At 67.6% G+C, this 16,116-nt stretch carries 17 protein-coding genes; 4 read left to right on the forward strand and 13 right to left on the reverse strand.

Annotation, left to right across the window (positions count from 1 at the left end):
- From pdxS to BN2156_RS08065, 9 genes are all read right to left on the reverse strand, one after another.
- The gene (pdxS, locus tag BN2156_RS08025; RefSeq protein WP_090512159.1) at nt 1–912 is read right to left on the reverse strand and encodes a pyridoxal 5'-phosphate synthase lyase subunit PdxS; all 912 of its coding nucleotides are present in this window, start codon (nt 910–912) and stop codon (nt 1–3) included.
- A 65-nt stretch (nt 913–977) separates the two neighbouring features.
- Nucleotides 978–2,036 carry an NUDIX hydrolase gene (locus BN2156_RS08030; protein ID WP_090512162.1) on the reverse strand — a complete coding sequence of 353 codons (1,059 nt, stop codon included), beginning with the start codon at nt 2,034–2,036 and terminating at the stop codon, nt 978–980.
- A gap of 2 nt (nt 2,037–2,038) precedes the next feature.
- Nucleotides 2,039–3,163, reverse strand: a complete 1,125-nt coding sequence (locus tag BN2156_RS08035) for a glycosyltransferase family 4 protein (RefSeq protein ID WP_090512164.1) — start codon at nt 3,161–3,163, stop codon at nt 2,039–2,041.
- A 34-nt stretch (nt 3,164–3,197) separates the two neighbouring features.
- The gene (locus BN2156_RS08040; RefSeq protein WP_090512166.1) at nt 3,198–4,109 is read right to left on the reverse strand and encodes a phosphatidylinositol mannoside acyltransferase; all 912 of its coding nucleotides are present in this window, start codon (nt 4,107–4,109) and stop codon (nt 3,198–3,200) included.
- A complete protein-coding gene (pgsA, locus tag BN2156_RS08045) occupies nt 4,106–4,753 on the reverse strand; it encodes a phosphatidylinositol phosphate synthase (RefSeq protein ID WP_090515657.1) in 648 nt (215 codons plus the stop codon). The genes BN2156_RS08040 and pgsA overlap by 4 nt, the downstream gene beginning before the upstream one ends.
- Entirely contained in the window at nt 4,750–5,313 is a 564-nt protein-coding gene (locus BN2156_RS08050; RefSeq protein WP_090512167.1) for an ATP adenylyltransferase, read from the reverse strand. The genes pgsA and BN2156_RS08050 overlap by 4 nt, the downstream gene beginning before the upstream one ends.
- Entirely contained in the window at nt 5,310–7,364 is a 2,055-nt protein-coding gene (gene thrS, locus BN2156_RS08055) for a threonine--tRNA ligase (protein ID WP_090512169.1), read from the reverse strand. Before thrS ends, BN2156_RS08050 begins: the two co-directional genes overlap by 4 nt.
- Before the next feature lie 61 nt (nt 7,365–7,425).
- Entirely contained in the window at nt 7,426–7,857 is a 432-nt protein-coding gene (locus tag BN2156_RS08060; RefSeq protein WP_090512171.1) for a TIGR02611 family protein, read from the reverse strand.
- Complete coding sequence (locus BN2156_RS08065; RefSeq protein ID WP_090512173.1) at nt 7,854–8,474, reverse strand: PaaI family thioesterase; 621 nt, start codon at nt 8,472–8,474, stop codon at nt 7,854–7,856. Before BN2156_RS08065 ends, BN2156_RS08060 begins: the two co-directional genes overlap by 4 nt.
- Before the next feature lie 31 nt (nt 8,475–8,505).
- Here BN2156_RS08065 and BN2156_RS08070 point away from each other — a divergent pair, with 31 nt between their 5' ends.
- The gene (locus tag BN2156_RS08070) at nt 8,506–9,003 is read left to right on the forward strand and encodes a DUF1990 domain-containing protein (protein WP_090512176.1); all 498 of its coding nucleotides are present in this window, start codon (nt 8,506–8,508) and stop codon (nt 9,001–9,003) included.
- Nucleotides 9,004–9,017: 14 nt separating this feature from the next.
- A complete protein-coding gene (locus tag BN2156_RS08075; RefSeq protein WP_090512178.1) occupies nt 9,018–10,085 on the forward strand; it encodes an NAD(P)H-dependent amine dehydrogenase family protein in 1,068 nt (355 codons plus the stop codon).
- On the opposite strand, the gene BN2156_RS08080 is transcribed toward BN2156_RS08075, so the two are convergent.
- Genes BN2156_RS08080 through BN2156_RS08095 form a run of 4 tightly spaced genes read right to left on the reverse strand, consistent with a single transcriptional unit; the run spans nt 10,086 to nt 14,148 of the window.
- Entirely contained in the window at nt 10,086–10,895 is an 810-nt protein-coding gene (locus BN2156_RS08080; protein WP_276021029.1) for an SDR family NAD(P)-dependent oxidoreductase, read from the reverse strand. It abuts the gene before it with no gap.
- A 1-nt stretch (nt 10,896) separates the two neighbouring features.
- Nucleotides 10,897–11,829 carry a metal-dependent hydrolase gene (locus BN2156_RS08085; RefSeq protein WP_090512184.1) on the reverse strand — a complete coding sequence of 311 codons (933 nt, stop codon included), beginning with the start codon at nt 11,827–11,829 and terminating at the stop codon, nt 10,897–10,899.
- A gap of 49 nt (nt 11,830–11,878) precedes the next feature.
- On the reverse strand, nt 11,879–13,153 hold the full coding sequence (locus tag BN2156_RS08090) for an NtaA/DmoA family FMN-dependent monooxygenase (protein ID WP_090515660.1): 1,275 nt from the start codon (nt 13,151–13,153) through the stop codon (nt 11,879–11,881).
- A gap of 32 nt (nt 13,154–13,185) precedes the next feature.
- A complete protein-coding gene (locus BN2156_RS08095) occupies nt 13,186–14,148 on the reverse strand; it encodes an LLM class flavin-dependent oxidoreductase (protein ID WP_090515662.1) in 963 nt (320 codons plus the stop codon).
- 163 nt (nt 14,149–14,311) lie between these two features.
- On the opposite strand from BN2156_RS08095, the gene BN2156_RS08100 reads away from it, so the two are divergent.
- Entirely contained in the window at nt 14,312–15,271 is a 960-nt protein-coding gene (locus BN2156_RS08100) for an ABC transporter permease (protein WP_235625242.1), read from the forward strand.
- Nucleotides 15,268–16,116, forward strand: a complete 849-nt coding sequence (locus BN2156_RS08105) for an ABC transporter permease (protein WP_090512187.1) — start codon at nt 15,268–15,270, stop codon at nt 16,114–16,116. The genes BN2156_RS08100 and BN2156_RS08105 overlap by 4 nt, the downstream gene beginning before the upstream one ends.

Genomic DNA, 16,116 nt, shown 5'->3' on the forward strand with positions numbered 1-16,116 from the left:
TTACCAGCCGCGCTCGGCGAGCCGGTGCGGCTGGGCGATCTCCTCGACGTTGATGCCGACCATGGCCTCACCCAGACCGCGCGACACCTTGGCCAACACGTCGGGATCGTCGTAGAACGTGGTGGCCTTGACGATGGCCGCGGCACGCTGCGCCGGGTTACCCGACTTGAAGATGCCCGAGCCCACGAACACACCCTCGGCGCCGAGCTGCATCATCATCGCCGCATCGGCCGGGGTGGCGATGCCGCCCGCGGTGAACAGCGTGACCGGCAGCTTGCCGGCCCGGGCCACCTCGACCACCAGGTCATACGGTGCCTGCAGCTCCTTGGCCGCGACGTACAACTCGTCCTCGCTCATCGAGGTGAGCCGGCGGATCTCGCCGCCGATCTTGCGCATGTGGGTGGTGGCGTTGGAGACGTCCCCGGTGCCGGCCTCACCCTTGGAGCGGATCATCGCCGCGCCCTCGGTGATGCGACGCAGGGCCTCGCCCAGGTTGGTGGCACCACAGACGAAGGGCACCGTGAAGCGCCACTTGTCGATGTGGTTGGTGTAGTCGGCCGGGGTGAGCACCTCGGACTCGTCGATGTAGTCCACGCCCAGGGACTGCAGGATCTGCGCCTCGACGAAGTGCCCGATGCGCGCCTTGGCCATGACCGGGATGGTGACCGCTTCGATGATGCCCTCGATCATGTCGGGATCGCTCATCCGCGACACCCCGCCCTGGGCGCGGATGTCGGCCGGGACCCGCTCCAGGGCCATCACAGCAACCGCACCCGCACCTTCGGCGATCTTCGCCTGTTCGGGGGTGACGACGTCCATGATCACGCCGCCCTTGAGCATCTCGGCCATCCCGCGCTTCACGCGCGCGGTACCGGTCTGGTTGCTAGAGCCGTTCTGCGCCGCGGTATCCACTGCTATCTCCTCCAAATTGCTACTGATTCAGTGTAGTGGAGCCGCCAAATCCATTAAATCCGCAGTCAACGGATGGCTTGCAGCTCGCGATTCGCGGATCCCCGCGTATTCGCCAGCGTCGCTGACGGCTGTTCGGCCAGTTCATTGGCCTGAGCCAGCAGCTCACCCAGTTGAAGCGGATACACGGCCTCCCCGCCGGCAACCAACTCGGCGATCATTGTCGCATCGCACCAACGATGCCCGTGAATGTAGTGCCGCTCCAGGGTGGTGCGCCCCGTCGCCGACGGCTCGAACCGGGCGGTGCGGTGGATGAAGAAGAACTCCTCGCTGCGAATCACCGAGGCGTTGAAGTCGATGACGGCGTCGCGCCGCCACACCGGCCCGACCAGCTCCGCCGGCGACGCCTGCAGTCCGGTCTCCTCGGCGAGTTCGCGGGCCGCGGCATCCGCCAGGTTCTCGCCGGGCTGGACCGCGCCTCCGACCGTGAACCACCATCGCGGCGCGGGCCTGTCCGGATCGTCGATCGCCGGGTCACTGCCGCGCAGCAGCAGCACCGCTCCGGTTTCGTCGAGCAGCACCACCCGCGCCGAGGTCCGACGGCTCACCGGGTTGGCCTCGGCCTGTGAGTCCGGGCGTTCGACGATCTCGAAATAGGTGGGCAGTGCGGCGGTCCCGCCGAGCCGCAGCGCCCGCACCGCTCGGCGTTCCCGCAGGGCCAGGGTGTCGCGCACGGCGTCGTTGTGGAAGCGCCGGGCCAGCAGCACGCGGGCCTCGGCGTCGGCCAGCTCGGCGACGAGCGCCACCGGCAACCCGGACGGGTCGACCGCGGCCAGCGCGGCCGACAGATCGTTCTCGGCGGCTTCGCGCGCCGGACGCGGGGCCCGTTCGGCGGCATCGGCCAGCGCCGCGAGCCGCCTGCCCTCCGGAGCGCCGGCATAGGCGTCGACGGCGACGGCACGGGCCACCACGGCCCGGCGGGCCAATGCACCGTCGAGCGCCTGCCACGACAGGTCGTAGCGGACGTGGAGCCGGTCGAGCCGGTTTGCCGTCTGGTAGGCCCATCCTGCGACGAGCAGCAGGACCATCAGCAGGCCCAGCGATGTGATCACCAACCAGGTCGGCATGCCTAGTCACCCACCTGAACTTTGACCCCGGTGCTGGCCACGGTCTCGTACACCCGCATGATCTGGCCGGCCACGACCGACCAGTCGTAGCGGACCACCCGCTCGGTCGCCTTGTCGATGTACCGCGCGCGCAAGTCGTCGTCGTCCAGCACCTCGATCAACGCATCGGCCAGCGCCTCGGCGTCACCGATCGGAACCAACCGCCCGGCCTGTCCCCCGTCGAGCACCCGATTGAAGGCGTCCAGTTCACTGGCCACCACGGGTGTCCCGGCCGCCATCGCCTCGACCAGCACGATGCCGAAGCTCTCGCCGCCGAGGTTGGGTGCGCAGTAGACGTCGGCGCTGCGCATGGCCGCGGCCTTGGCCTCGTCGTCGACCTGCCCCAGGAAACGCAGGTGCCCGGCGAGCTCGCCGGCCTCCTCCCGCAGCGCGTCCTCGTCGCCGCGGCCCACGATCAGGATCTCGATGTCGGCGAACCGCCGCACGAGTTTCGGGAGCGCACCCAGCAGCACCGGCATGCCCTTACGCGGCTCGTCGAACCGTCCGAGGAACAGGACGCTGCGACCGGGCCGCGGATACCCGTCGAGGCGGGGCGCATTCGCGAACGACGGCACGTCGACCCCGTTCGGGATCTCGACCGCATCCGAGCCGAGCGCCTCCATCTGCCAGCGCCGGGCCAGGTCGGAGACCGCGATCCGGCCGACGATCTTCTCGTGGTACGGGCGCAGGATTCCCTGAAAGACGCTCAGCGTCAACGACTTTGTGGTCGAGGTGTGGAACGTCGCCACGATCGGCCCCTCGGCGGCCTGCAGCGCCAGCATGGACAGGCTGGGCGCGTTGGGCTCGTGCAGATGCAGTACGTCGAACTCGCCCTCGGCGATCCACTTCTTGACTTTGCGATGGGTGGCCGGCCCGAACCGAAGGCGCGCCACCGAGCCGTTGTAGGGAATCGGAACCGCCTTGCCACCCGAAACCACGTAATCGGGCAGTTTCACATGCGGCGACGATGGCGCCAGGACGCTGACGTGGTGCCCGCCGGCGCGCATCACCTCGGCCAGTTGCAGCACATGGGATTGCACACCGCCCGGCACATCGAACGAATACGGACAGACCATCCCGATACGCATGGCTAGCTCCGTCGCCTCTTCGCGCAAGCACTCATCAGGTGGTACCCAGTCGGGCGCGACGTTCGTCGGACAGATCGGCCAGCCACTGCGGCTGCAGCATGTGCCAATCAGCCGGATGCGCGGCGATGTTCTCGGCGAACCGGTCGGCCAACTGCTGGATCACCACGGACACATCCCCCGACGAGGTGTCGAGCGCGTCGAAGATCTCGACCACGCAGTCCTCCCCGTCGTAGTGGACATGCGTCGGATGCAACGGGGCGCCGGTCTCGATCGCCAGCTTGGCCGGGCCGGCAGGCATCCGGGTGGCCTCACCGAAGAACTGGACCTCCACGCCGTTGCGGGTGAGGTCCCGGTCGGCCATCAGGCAGACGAACTTGTTGTCGCGCAACCGTTCCGAGAGCACCTCGAAGGGCGGACGCTCCCCACCCGACAGCGGGAACACCTCGAACCCCAGGCTCTCCCGGTAGTCGATGAAGCGCCGGTACAGCGATTCGGGTTTGAGCCGCTCGGCCACGGTGGCGAAGGTTCCGAACTGCTGGGCCAGCCACACCCCGGCCATGTCCCAGTTACCGCTGTGCGGCAGCGCCAGCACCGCGCCACGGCCCGCCTCACGTGCGGCCCGCAGGTGGTCCGCGCCGACGAACACCTCGTCCAGGCGCTTGGCCACAGCGGTCAGATCCATCGACGGCAACCGGAACGCCTCCCGCCAGTACCGGGCGTAGGAGGCCAGTGAAGCACGCATGAGGGCGTCGGGCACCTCGACCGGGGCCACCCCGGTCACCCGGGCCAGGTTCTTACGCAGCTGCTGCGGCCCACCGCCGCGCGACGCGTAGAACGCACCCGCGTCGAAAAGGTTGCGCGCCATGAGCTCCGGCATCGCACGAACCAGCTGCCAGCCTGCCGCATAACCCAGGTCGGTCACCTGCCCGGACAGCGGAATGTTCACGAGGCTCCCGGGGGTTGGATCGGGTCCATGGCTCCCGGCGATGTGCGCACCGCGTGGATCCGCTGCGCCACGGTCACCACGCTGGCCACCGCCAGCAGCCAGGCCGCCAGATGCAGCAGCCACGGGATGTGCAGGAACGGCACACCCGAGAGCCCCGCGCCGACCAGCACGATCACCAGTCGTTCCGGGCGCTCGATGATGCCGCCGTCACCGCGCAGCCCGCTGGCCTCGGCGCGGGCCTTGATGTAGGAGATGACCTGTGAGGTGACCAGACAGATCAGGATCGCGACCACGAGCGTCGGATCATGCAGGCCGAACGCCGCCCACCACAGCAGGCCGGCGAAGATCGCGCCGTCGGCGATCCGGTCGCATGCGGCGTCGAGCACGGCTCCGAAGCGGGTACCGCCGCCGCGTTCCCGGGCCATCGCCCCGTCGAGCATGTCGGCGAGCACGAAGACGAACACCGCGAACGCGCCCCACCACAACTGACCGATCGGGAAGAGGGTCAACGCGGCGGTGACTGTCCCGGCGGTGCCGACGATCGTGACGATGTCGGGAGTCAGGCCCGCGCGCAGCGCCGCCTTGGCCACCGGCCGCGACAACTTGGCGTAGGCCGCCCGGCTCATCAGGAAGAGGTTGCTCACGGCTGGCGGGCCCATTCCGCGGCCAGCAGCTCCCGGGTCTCGCTCAGCAGCTGAGGAATGACCTTGGCGCCACCGATGATGGTGATGAAGTTCGCGTCACCGCCCCAGCGCGGCACCACGTGCATGTGCAGGTGCTCGGCGAGCGACCCCCCGGCCGAGGTGCCCAGATTCAGACCCACGTTGAAGCCGTGGGGACGAGAGACGGCCTTGATGACGCGGATCGCCTTCTGCGTGAACGCCATCAGCTCGGCACTCTCGGCCACGGTCAGGTCCTCCAGCTCGGACACCCGCCGGTAGGGCACGACCATGAGATGGCCCGGGTTGTACGGGTAGAGGTTGAGCACGGCGTACACCAGTTCGCCGCGGGCCACCATGAGCCCGTCCTCGTCGGACATCTCGGGGATGTCGGTGAACGGCTGTGACGAACCGGCCGAGCCGATCTTGTTGTCGCTCTTGACCGCATCGACGATGTAGCTCATGCGGTGCGGTGTCCACAGCCGCTGCAGGTGGTCCGGCTCGCCCACCCCGTGGTCGACGATCGACCGCTCGTCCCCGGTCACGGCGCAGTGCCCACCTTGACCAGATCGGCCGTCGGGACCGCGTTGTTGCGGTCGGCGATCCACTTCACGATCGCCTCCACGGCCTCGTCGAGCGGCACGCCGTTGATCTGGGTGCGGTCACCGAAGCGGAAGGAAATGGCCGATGCCTCAACATCGCGGTCCCCCGCCAGCAGCATGAACGGCACCTTCAGGTTGGTGTGGTTGACGATCTTCTTCGCCATCCGGTCGTCGCTGCCGTCGACCTCGACCCGGACACCGCGCGACTTCAGTTTGGCGGCAACGTCATACAAGTAGTCCAGGTGGGCGTCGGCGACCGGGATACCGACCACCTGCACCGGGGCCAGCCAGGCCGGGAACGCGCCCGCGTAATGCTCGGTGAGCACCCCGAAGAACCGCTCGATCGAGCCGAACAGGGCGCGGTGGATCAACACTGGCCGTTGACGCGATCCGTCGGCGGCGGTGTACTCCAGCTCGAAGCGGTCGGGCATGTTGAAGTCCAGCTGGATCGTCGACATCTGCCAGTTGCGGCCCAGCGCGTCCTTGACCTGGACGGAGATCTTGGGTCCGTAGAACGCCGCGCCGCCCGGATCAGGCACCAGATCCAGACCCGAGGCTTCGGCGACCGACCGCAGGGTCTCGGTGGCCTCATCCCACATCTCGTCGGAGCCCACGTACTTGTCGGGATCCTTGGTGGACAACTCCAGGTAGTAGTCGTCCAGGCCGTAGTCGGAGAGCAGGTCGAGCACGAACTGCAGCAGCGACGTCAGCTCGTCGCGCATCTGCTCCCGCGTGGTGTAGATGTGCGCGTCGTCCTGCGTCATGCCGCGCACCCGGGTCAGCCCGTGCACCACACCGGACTTCTCGTAGCGGTACACCGAGCCGAATTCGAAGAGCCGCAACGGAAGTTCGCGGTACGAGCGGCCCCGGGCCCGGTAGATCAGGTGATGCATCGGGCAGTTCATCGGCTTGAGGTAGTAGTCCTGGCCCGGCTTGCGCACCGTGCCGTCCTCGTTGTACTCGGCGTCGATGTGCATCGGCGGGTACATGCCGTCGGCGTACCACTCCAGGTGGCCCGAGGTGATGTAGAGGTGTTCCTTGGTGATGTGCGGGGTGTTGACGAACTCGTAGCCGGCTTCGGAGTGCTTGCGCCGCGAGTAGTCCTCGAGCTCTTTGCGGATGACACCGCCCTTGGGGTGGAACACCGGCAGGCCGGAGCCGAGCTCGTCGGGGAAGCTGAACAGGTCCAGCTCGACGCCGAGCTTGCGGTGGTCGCGGCGCTGCGCCTCCTCGATCAGCTCGAGGTGGCGGTCCAGGGCCTCCTGCGACTCCCAGGCGGTGCCATAGACGCGCTGCAGGCTGGCGTTGTTCTGGTCGCCGCGCCAGTAGGCCGCACTGCTTCGGGTCAGCTTGAACGCCGGGATGTACTTGGTGGTCGGGATGTGCGGACCGCGGCACAGGTCGCCCCAGACCCGCTCCTTGGTGCGGGCGTTGAGGTTGTCGTACGCGGTCAGTTCGTCGCCGCCAACCTCCATCACGTCGGGGTCACCGGATTTGTCGTCGACGAGCTCCAGCTTGTAGGGCTCGCCGGCCAGTTCCTCGCGGGCCTGGTCCTTGGAGTCGTAGACGCGCCGGGAGAACAGCTGCCCGTCCTTGACGATCTTCTGCATGCGCTTTTCGAGCTTCTCCAGGTCCTCTGGAGTGAACGGCTCGGCGACATCGAAGTCGTAGTAGAAGCCATCGGTGATCGGCGGGCCGATACCCAGCTTGGCCTGCGGGAACAGGTCCTGCACGGCTTGGGCCAGCACGTGGGCACAGGAGTGCCGGATCACGCTACGGCCGTCCTCGGTGTTGGCCGCCACCGGAGTCACCTCGACGTCGGTGTCCGGGGTCCACGACAGGTCGCGCAACCGGCCGTCGGCGTCGCGCACCACCACGATCGCGTCGGGGGTCCCGCGACTGGGTAGATCCGCCTCGCGCACCGCCGCGCCGGCGGTAGTCCCGGCCGCGACCCGGATCGGGGCAGCAGGGGCTGGACTGGGGGCGGCACTCATCGGGGAGTCTCCTACCATGCGAGGGCTAATGCGAACGCGACCATGCTATCGGTGGGCCTGATCAGGACCCCATCCCGATGGGGCTCTTGAGCCAAGACTGCTCCAGCCCGACCAGGCCCGCACTCCAGCCGATCACGCCGAACAGCCACAGCGTGCCGACCACCACCAGTCCGGTGAACACCGCGCTGAGCCCTTTGACCGCGATGTGCTGGCGGTCAAACCAGGCCATCACGGCGTCATAGCGGGCCCGGACGTACCGCAACGCCCGCTTGGCGAAGTCGAACTCGCTGGCCAGGATCGCCAACCCGAGGAACACGATCGCCCAGCCCGGACCCGGATACGGGATGGCCACGATCCCGACCGCCAGCACGATCGTGCCGACGACGCCGATGGCGATCCGGTAGGCGAAGTCCGCCGCCGGGCGCGAGCGCAGCCGCTCCCGAGCGCTCGTCCAGCGCTGTTTCACCTCGGCGAGGTTGGCCGCCAGACTCATGGCTGCCCCGGCTTGAGCCGGACGAACAACGCCTCGGCCTCGGTGAGCACGTCGTCGCCGTCGAGCAGCCGCCCTTCGACGAAGATCTTGCGGCCCTCGATGCGGTCGATGCCGGCCTGGACCTGCAGATCCTTCTCGATCGGGGCGATCTTGCGGTAGTTGACATGCAGATACGCGGTGCGCTGATACATGCTGCCGGTCAGTTTGGCCGCGGTGTAGCCGAGCAGCGAGTCGAACAGCAGGGCCAGCGAGCCGCCGTGCACCGCGCCGTTGCGGCCGAGGTGAAAGCGGCGAAAGCAGGCGGTCCCGGCGATCCGGTTGTCGGCAGTCCGTTCCAGGTGCACCGGCACGTTGTTGACGTTGCCACGGTTGGGCAGGTCCATGCGCCGACCGGACGGTGAATTCCATTCGTCGGCTTCGTACGGCGCCAGCAATGCCGACACCTTCTCGATCAGGTCGGCGGCCTCGGTGATCACCTCGTCCGGGGCGTCGGCGCTGCGGGCATGGTCCTGCAGGGTGCGCACCGCCTCGATGAACCGGCCGTAATCGGGGCCGCCGCGATCGGTGGGATCGGGCGGGTTGAACCCTCCGCCGGGGTGCGTTGTTTCTGGGGCCACGAAGCCACCGTATTAGTGCCATGGTGGTGAGGTGAAACTGCACGACCTGGAGCGGCTCTCGTTGACCTATCCCGAGGTGGGCGCCACGGCCGGCGAGCTGCCCGCCGGGTACCGCCACACCCGGGCCTCCGCGGTGATCGGCACGGGGCGCGACCGATTCGAACAGGCGGCTGCGGATGTGCTGCGCTGGGGTATGCAGCGCGGCGCCGGTCTGCGGGTGCAGGCCGGCACCGAGGCCGCAGCGGTGGGCACCCAACTGGTGGTCCGACTCGGCCCCGTTCCGGCGCCGTGCCGGGTGGTCTACGTGCTCGACGAGGCCGACCGCCGGGGCTTCGCGTACGGCACGCTGGCCGGCCATCCCGAGTCGGGCGAGGAGTTGTTCTCGGTCCGCTACGACCCGGCCACCGACGAGGTGCACGCCGAGGTGGTCGCGTTCTCCCGGCCGGCCACCTGGTGGAGCCGGCTGGGCGGGCCGGTGACACGACTGCTGCAGAAGGTGGTGACACGCCGGTATCTCAGCGGCATCTGAGATTCAATACCGCTATGGCATATCGGGTGATTCAGTGGGGCACCGGCGCGGTCGGTGTCGAGACACTGGCGGCGACGCTGGACGACCGGCCGGACCTTGAGCTCGTCGGGGTGCGGGTGTACTCGGACGCCAAGAATGGCGTCGACGTCGGTGAACTGCTGGGCCGGGCGCCGATCGGCGTGCGGGCCACCACCGATGTGCAGGCCATCCTCGATCTGCAGGCCGACTGCGTCGTCTACACCCCGCGGGTCACGAACCTGGATGACGTGTGTGCACTGCTGGCCGGCGGCAAGAACGTGGTGACGACCGCGTTCCTGTTCCACCCGCAACGGATGCCGGAGCACGACCGAGACCGGCTGCTGGCCGCGTGCGCGGCGGGTGGGACGTCGGTGCACGGCAGCGGCCTGAACCCCGGGAACCTGTCCGGCGCGCTGCCGTTGGCGTTGTCGGGCATGAGCAGGCGGATCGACAAGATCACGCTGCAGGAGCGTGCCGACTGGTCGGACTACGACAGCACCCACATCACCTTCGACAACATGTCGTTCGGCCGGCCCGTGAATGAGATCGGCGTGGGCACAACCGAATTCCTGGCGTTCAACAACGAATTGTTCACCGAGCAGGTGTGGCTGCTGGCCGATGCTCTGGGCGCCGACATCGACGAGGTCACCTCATCGGTGGAAGCGGTCGCCGCCCGGCACGACCACCAGATCTTCGACCATGTCCTGGAAGCCGGCACCACCGCCGGGCAGCGGTGGAACTGGGTCGGGGTGCGCGACGGCGAGCCGCTCGTCGAGATCGAGACCTTATGGACCGTCGGCAACGAGTACCCGGACCACTGGCCGCGGCCCAAGCACGGCTGGACGCTGACCATCGAGGGCGATCCGTCGATGCAGACTCACTTCTTCGCCCTGGCCAGCTTCACCCGCGAGGCCACCATGGCCGAGCATGTCCGGGCAGCGAACGTCGCCACGGCGATGCAGGTCCTCAACGCGGTGCCCGCGGTGTGCGAGGCCGAACCCGGGTTCGCCACGCTCGCGACGCTCCCGCTGATCCGCAGCCACACCGGGTTCCGGCGGCGGTGACTACCTGACGACGGCCGAACTGGGTTCCCGCGGTGCCCCCAGCATGTCCCGATGCGACGGCGGCACCCGTCCGCCTTCGTCGGTGATGCCGTAGCGGGTCGCGAGTTCGGCACCGATGACCGTCTTTCCGGACAGCTGCGCCAAGTCCGGATCGCGATACAGTGCGTCGATGAGATGACCGGTGAATTCCGGAGTTTCGGCATGCTCGGCGGTCTTGGCGAGAGCCTCGGGGTGGCCGGCGAACGCGGCCTTGAACTTCTCGGTGAGCAGGATGCCCATCCAGATCGACACCGTCGACACCCCGGTATCGGCGAAGTCCACCGCCATGTCGGCGGCCAGCTTGTCCACGCCCGCCTTCTGGGCTCCGTAGGCGGGGCCGTGCATGTAGCAGACCGATCCGGGCGACGAGGTGAACGCGATCAGCCCACGGCCGGCGGCCAGCAGCAACGGCGCGGCGTGCCAGGACGCCACGTAGGCCGAGCGCAGCCCGACGTCGAGCACGTCGGCCAACTCGATCGGCTTCTCCCAGAACGGTTTCGGGTTGACCAGATCGTCGTGGATCGCGGCGGCATTGTTGACCAGTAGGTCCAGCCGGCCCTCCTGCTCGCCGATCCGCTTGAACAGCGCAGCCACGGCCGCGTCGTCGGAATGGTCCAGCGGCACGGCGATGCCGCCGTCGGCCGGATCGGTCACCGTCCGCCCGGTGACATACACCCGCCAACCCGAGGCGAGCAGGGCCGCGGCGATCCCGCGGCCCGCACCGCGGCTCGCCCCGGTGACGACAGCAATCGGGGTGTCCACAGGTATCAACCTACGGGGCGGATTTCCCCGTGTGCGTGAAGGTCGTCATGTCGGTGCCGCGCTCGTATTCGGCCATCCAGGTACCGGCCCACGCCGGCAGCGGCTGCTCGGCTGGATCGTGGTTGGGCAGCTGGGACAGCGCCAGCCGCCACACCATCTTGGCCAGGTCGCCCGTGGGCACCGTGTCGAACAGTGTCGCAGGCCCGCCCCGCAGTGCCTTGCGCCGACGACCGCCCGGACCCCGGTACTTGAATTCGTCGACCAGCAGGCGCATCGACATCAGCTGTTCGGCCGATACGCCGCGCTGTTCGAATGGGACCACTTCGTCGACGACACGAGCGATCGCCGCCGCCACCTCACCGATGTGGCCGAACGTGGGGCGCACCTGGCGGACGCGGTACCACGGGTCGTCGCTGAGGTGGCGGTACAGCATGAGCCCGGAGCTGCGGTGCTCGATCTCCTCGACGAAATGCCACGTCATCAACGCGGCCACGCGGCCGTCCGCTCCGTCGAACAGCGAATCACGGTTGTCCAGAATGACTTTGAACAGCGGGGTGAAGGTGGCCTCTAGGTTGGCGATGTAGGCGGCGTGGAACTCGACGGGGTGGGCAGCAATGAGATCGTCGAACGACTGCGTCGCCGCGTCGTAGGCACGCTGCAGTCCCGGGTACTGCTCGATCAGTGCAGCCATGTGCTTGCGATGCGCCGCAGCGTGCTGTCCCTCCTGGCGCAGGAATGCGTCAGCCTCCGTGGCGATCCCGGGCGACTCGTCGAACCTGTCCTGCGCAGTGCGCAGTGCCTTGATCAGGTACCGCTCGAACGGGACCGCGATGAACGTGAAGACATTGCAGAACATGCCGAAACTCGGGCTGGACGGTTGCCACAGGAACGGCACCGTCGCATCGAACTCCCAGCGGAGCTTGCGCACTACCAGGTCGGTCATCGCTAGTCACGGTAGCGTGACAAATCCGAGCCTGGGCGTAAACCGACAATTATGCGAGCCGGGCCCTGACCAGGGTCGGCACACCGCTGGAATGAGCACGGCCGGTGAATCTCTCACGCAACGTCGATTCGGCATACTCGGTGCGGAACAGGCCGCGCTCCTGCAGCAATGGCACCACCTCGTCGACGAAGATCTCCAGGCCGTCGGGGAACACATCGGGCATCAGGTTGAATCCGTCCGCGGCGCCGGCCAGGAACCACCGCTCGATGGTGTCGGCCACATCGACCGGTGATCCGACGATGACTCGGTGTCCGGCGCCACTGAACTCTCGCACGGCCTGTCTGAGCGTGAGTTCACGGCTTTCGATCAACCGCACCACCGACTCCCGGAATCCAAGAGAGGCACCGAATTTCGCCGGATCGGCGACCTCTCCGAGCAGGTGGGCAGGCACCGGATCGTCGAGGGGATGATCGGACAGATCCTCGCCGAGTACCTGCGACAAGCGCTCGAGGTCGTGGCCCGGCGGCAGTAGGGCGTTCTGTTCGGAGAACCGGCGCTCGGCCTCGGCCTTGGTGCTGCCGATCGTGGTGATCAGCCCCGGCAGGATCTTGACGTCGCCCCGCCGGCGGCCGAACGCCACCGCCACGTCCTTCACGTAGCGGTAGTGGTCGATGCCGGCACCCAGGTCGAGTTCGGCGCTGAACACCGCATCGGCAACCCGGCCCGCCAGCTCGCGCCCCTGCGGTGATCCACCGGCCTGCACCAGCAGCGGATAGCCCTGCCGCGAGGGCCCCTGCGGGAGTCCGCCGACCACCGTGAAGAACTCGCCGTGGTGATCGATCCCGCGCCCGCTGAGGTCGGCGGCATCGCGCCACAGCGCACGGACCACGTCGACGAATTCGGCAGCCCGCCGGTACCTGACATGTCGATCCGGATAATCGGCGAGGCCGAAGTTCGCGCCGGCAGGAACCGAGTACGTGGTGACGATGTTCCAGGCCAGACGCCCCCCGGAGAGGCGGTCGAGGGTGAGCAGACGATGAGCCAGCTCGACCGGGTCGTTGAAGGTGGAGGACAACGTTCCGATCAGGCCGAGGTGCTCGGTCTCGGCGGCCACCGATGCCAGGATGACGGTCGGCTCCAGCGCCTGCGACGGGCGCAGCGCGGGGTGCTCACGCAGCGCCGGTCCGTCGGCCAGGAACAACGCGTCCAGCTTTCCCCGCTCGGCGAGCTTCGCCATCCGCACGTAGTAACCGGGATCGGCGAACGCGGTCGGCGGCTCGCTGGTGCGCCGCCATGCACCGGTGTGGATGCCGAGGTTGAGCACGTTCACGTTCAGGATCAGTTGGCCTGCTTGGGTCACAGTCGTCCTCCTGGGTTGGGCACGGTCTCGAACACCGTCGGATTGCGGCTCAGGTCGGGCGCCGCGGGTGCGGGTACGCCGAGTTGGTCACGTAATGTGCCGGTCCCCCAGTCGCCCAGCAGGCCCCGTGCCCGCGCAGCGGGTAGGACCTCGCGCAATACGCGATCCAGCTCGGACGGGTGCATCCTCAGCAGCACCCCGGAAACCCTGGGGTGCCCGGCAATCCGCTCGAGTGCGGCGTCGAAAGAGACGGCGGATCTCAGCCGCACCACCACCTTGCCCGCCAACGGGACCGGATCATCACCGTCCTCCACGATGAGATGGTCGGCGGCACCTGCGGCGCCGCCGCGACCGAATCCGGCCTGCCGCCACACCGGGAGATCACCCTGCACCGATCCGGGCACATTGAGCGGACCGGCGATGTCATATGCGTTGTGCACGTCGGCCCGCCGGATTCTCGACACATCGGAGAACACCCCGGTGTCCAGGTCGCCGACCACGGAATCCAGCGGCCAGGTACGCCACAGCGCCCGCACCGCGTCGACGGCGTCGTCGGTATGCGCCGCGTCGAGGTCGGCACCGGTCCAGGTGTCGGTACTGGCGTTGAGCGCGATGCTGTGGTCGAAGTCCAGCGCCAGCCAACCGACCCGGCCGTGCGCGGCATGATCCACCGAAACCAGCCTTCGGGCCAGGTTGTACGGATGATCGCGGTGCGCGGCAGCCGCGACAACCAGCCCCAGTCGGCTGGTATGTCGCGCGGCGATCGTGGCGAGCAGGGACGGATCGAGGCCCTCCACCGTGACGTCGTTGGTCTCACCACGGTCGGCACCGATCACCCAGTACGACACCCCGGCCGTCTCGAGGCTTCCGGCCAATCCGGCGATACCGGCTACCCCAGCATCGAGCCGACCGAGACCGTCGCCGGTCAGCTCAACTCCAACAGTGAGTGATGCCCCCATGAGCACCACGGTGATGCACCGTTCCGCGCAGGACAACGGTTGCGATCACGGATACTCCAATTGCCCACGGAGGCAACAGTTAAGCTGAACTGAACGGTCGGCTTAATGTTCCTAAAGGTACGAATGATTGCCGCGCCCGCGCCGCCGCCCTAGCGTTCCAACGGTGTTGAACTTCACCCTGCGGCGGATTGGCCAGTCGATCATCGTGATCGTATTGGCCTACACTGCAGTGTTTTTCGTGCTCAACGTCTTGCCGGGCGACCCGATCGAGACGCAGATCTCCAATCCGGAGAACCCGATCTCCGATAAAGATGCGCAGGTCCTGCGCGACTATTACCGGCTCAGCGAACCGGCGATCGTCCAGTTCGGGGTATCGGTGCAGCGGTTGTTCACCGGGGATCTCGGATACTCGCTCAACAGCGGACAATCCGTGGCCCGACTGATGGAGCACGCCCTGCCCTCGACGCTGGCGTTGGCCGGTGTGGCCTTCGTGCTGGCCGCACTGCTGGGCTTCGTCATCGCCTTGGCCGCGGTTTTCGCGCCATGGTCACCGGTGCGCGAGTTCGCGCGGGTTCTGCCGCCGGTGTTCCTTTCCATTCCGGTGTTCGTCACCGGACTCGTGGCGCTGCAATGGTTGTCGTTCAGCCTCGGATGGGTATCGGCTGTCCGTGACGAGGGGCTGCGCTCGACGGTGCTGGCCGCCCTGCCGCTGGCACTGCCGGTCGCCGCGCCGATCGCCCAGGTGCTGATCCAAGGCCTGAGCAACGCGGCCGCCGAGCCCTACGTCGAAGTACTACGGGCCAAAGGGCTCGACGACAGGCGCATCGTCTTCGGCCATCTGATCAAGAACGGCTCGATTCCCACGGTCACCATCGTTGCCATCACGGTCGGTGAGCTGCTGGCCGGATCGGTCATCACCGAAACAATCTTCAACCGCACCGGGATCGGATATCTCACCGAAACGGCGGTCCGCAACCAGGACACGCCCATCATCCAGGCAGTGGTGATCACGGTGTCGGTCACGTTCGTCCTGGTCAATCTCGTGGTGGATGTCGTCTACCCGCTGATCGACCCACGCATCGACAGATCCACCACTCCGAGAGGCGCGCTGGTGCCCGCATGATCCCGACCGATGCACTGTCCGCGGTGCCCCTGCCCAGACTGCCCCGGCGGGTCAGCGTCAACCCGTGGGATGTCCCACCGGTTCTGTTGCTGCTGCTGGTCGCGGCGATGATCGTCGCGCCCACCGCGATCGCTCCCTACGATCCACTTCAGGAGAATCCAGATCTGCCGCTGGCGGGGCCGAGTTACTCGCACCCGTTCGGTACCGACTACATCGGCCGCGACCTGCTCAGCCGGGTGATCGCCGGCACCGGCGCCACCATCGCCGGGTCGTTCATCGCCGTGGTGATCGGACTGCTGGTGGGAACGATCCTCGGGTTGCTGGCGGCCTACTTCGGGCGGATCACTGACAGCATCATCGGCCGGATCATCGACGTGCTGCTGTCGATCCCCACTCTGCTGCTGTCGATCACCATCATCATGGCCCTCGGCTTCGGCACGGTGAATGCGGCCATCGCCGTGGGAATCTCGTCCATCGCCGTATTCGCCCGCCTGGCGCGATCCGAGGTGCTGGCTGTGCGGAACCTGCCCTTCGTGGAAGCCAGTGCGCACCTGGGCGCCGGCCATCTCACCCTGTTGTTCCGGCACATCCTGCCGAATTCCTATTCCTCCGTGCTGGCGCTGGCGGCCCTGCAGTTCGGTGCGGCGATCCTGGCGATCGCGTCGCTGAGCTTCCTGGGCTACGGAGCACAGCCGCCCGAACCGGAGTGGGGGCTGCTCATCTCGGAGGGACGCAACTACATCAACTCCGCGCCCGGCCTGGTGTTCTTCCCGGCATTGGCGATCGTGTTGACCGTGATGAGCCTGTCACGGCTCGCCCATATCATCCGAGAGAAGGTCGGCTGA

The sequence above is a fragment of the Mycolicibacterium neworleansense genome (assembly GCF_001245615.1).
In the GTDB taxonomy this organism is placed as follows: Bacteria; Actinomycetota; Actinomycetes; order Mycobacteriales; family Mycobacteriaceae; genus Mycobacterium; species Mycobacterium neworleansense.

What these genes read in the sequence shown, in the direction of transcription:
- BN2156_RS08060 (WP_090512171.1), bottom strand. Translation starts at nt 7,857, where the DNA reads ATGAGTCTGGCGGCCAACCTCGCCGAGGTGAAACAGCGCTGGACGAGC.
- BN2156_RS08085 (WP_090512184.1), bottom strand. Translation starts at nt 11,829, where the DNA reads ATGACCGACCTGGTAGTGCGCAAGCTCCGCTGGGAGTTCGATGCGACG.
- BN2156_RS08105 (WP_090512187.1), top strand. Translation starts at nt 15,268, where the DNA reads ATGATCCCGACCGATGCACTGTCCGCGGTGCCCCTGCCCAGACTGCCC.
- BN2156_RS08030 (WP_090512162.1), bottom strand. Translation starts at nt 2,036, where the DNA reads ATGCCGACCTGGTTGGTGATCACATCGCTGGGCCTGCTGATGGTCCTG.
- BN2156_RS08075 (WP_090512178.1), top strand. Translation starts at nt 9,018, where the DNA reads ATGGCATATCGGGTGATTCAGTGGGGCACCGGCGCGGTCGGTGTCGAG.
- BN2156_RS08095 (WP_090515662.1), bottom strand. Translation starts at nt 14,148, where the DNA reads ATGGGGGCATCACTCACTGTTGGAGTTGAGCTGACCGGCGACGGTCTC.
- BN2156_RS08035 (WP_090512164.1), bottom strand. Translation starts at nt 3,163, where the DNA reads ATGCGTATCGGGATGGTCTGTCCGTATTCGTTCGATGTGCCGGGCGGT.
- thrS (WP_090512169.1), bottom strand. Translation starts at nt 7,364, where the DNA reads ATGAGTGCCGCCCCCAGTCCAGCCCCTGCTGCCCCGATCCGGGTCGCG.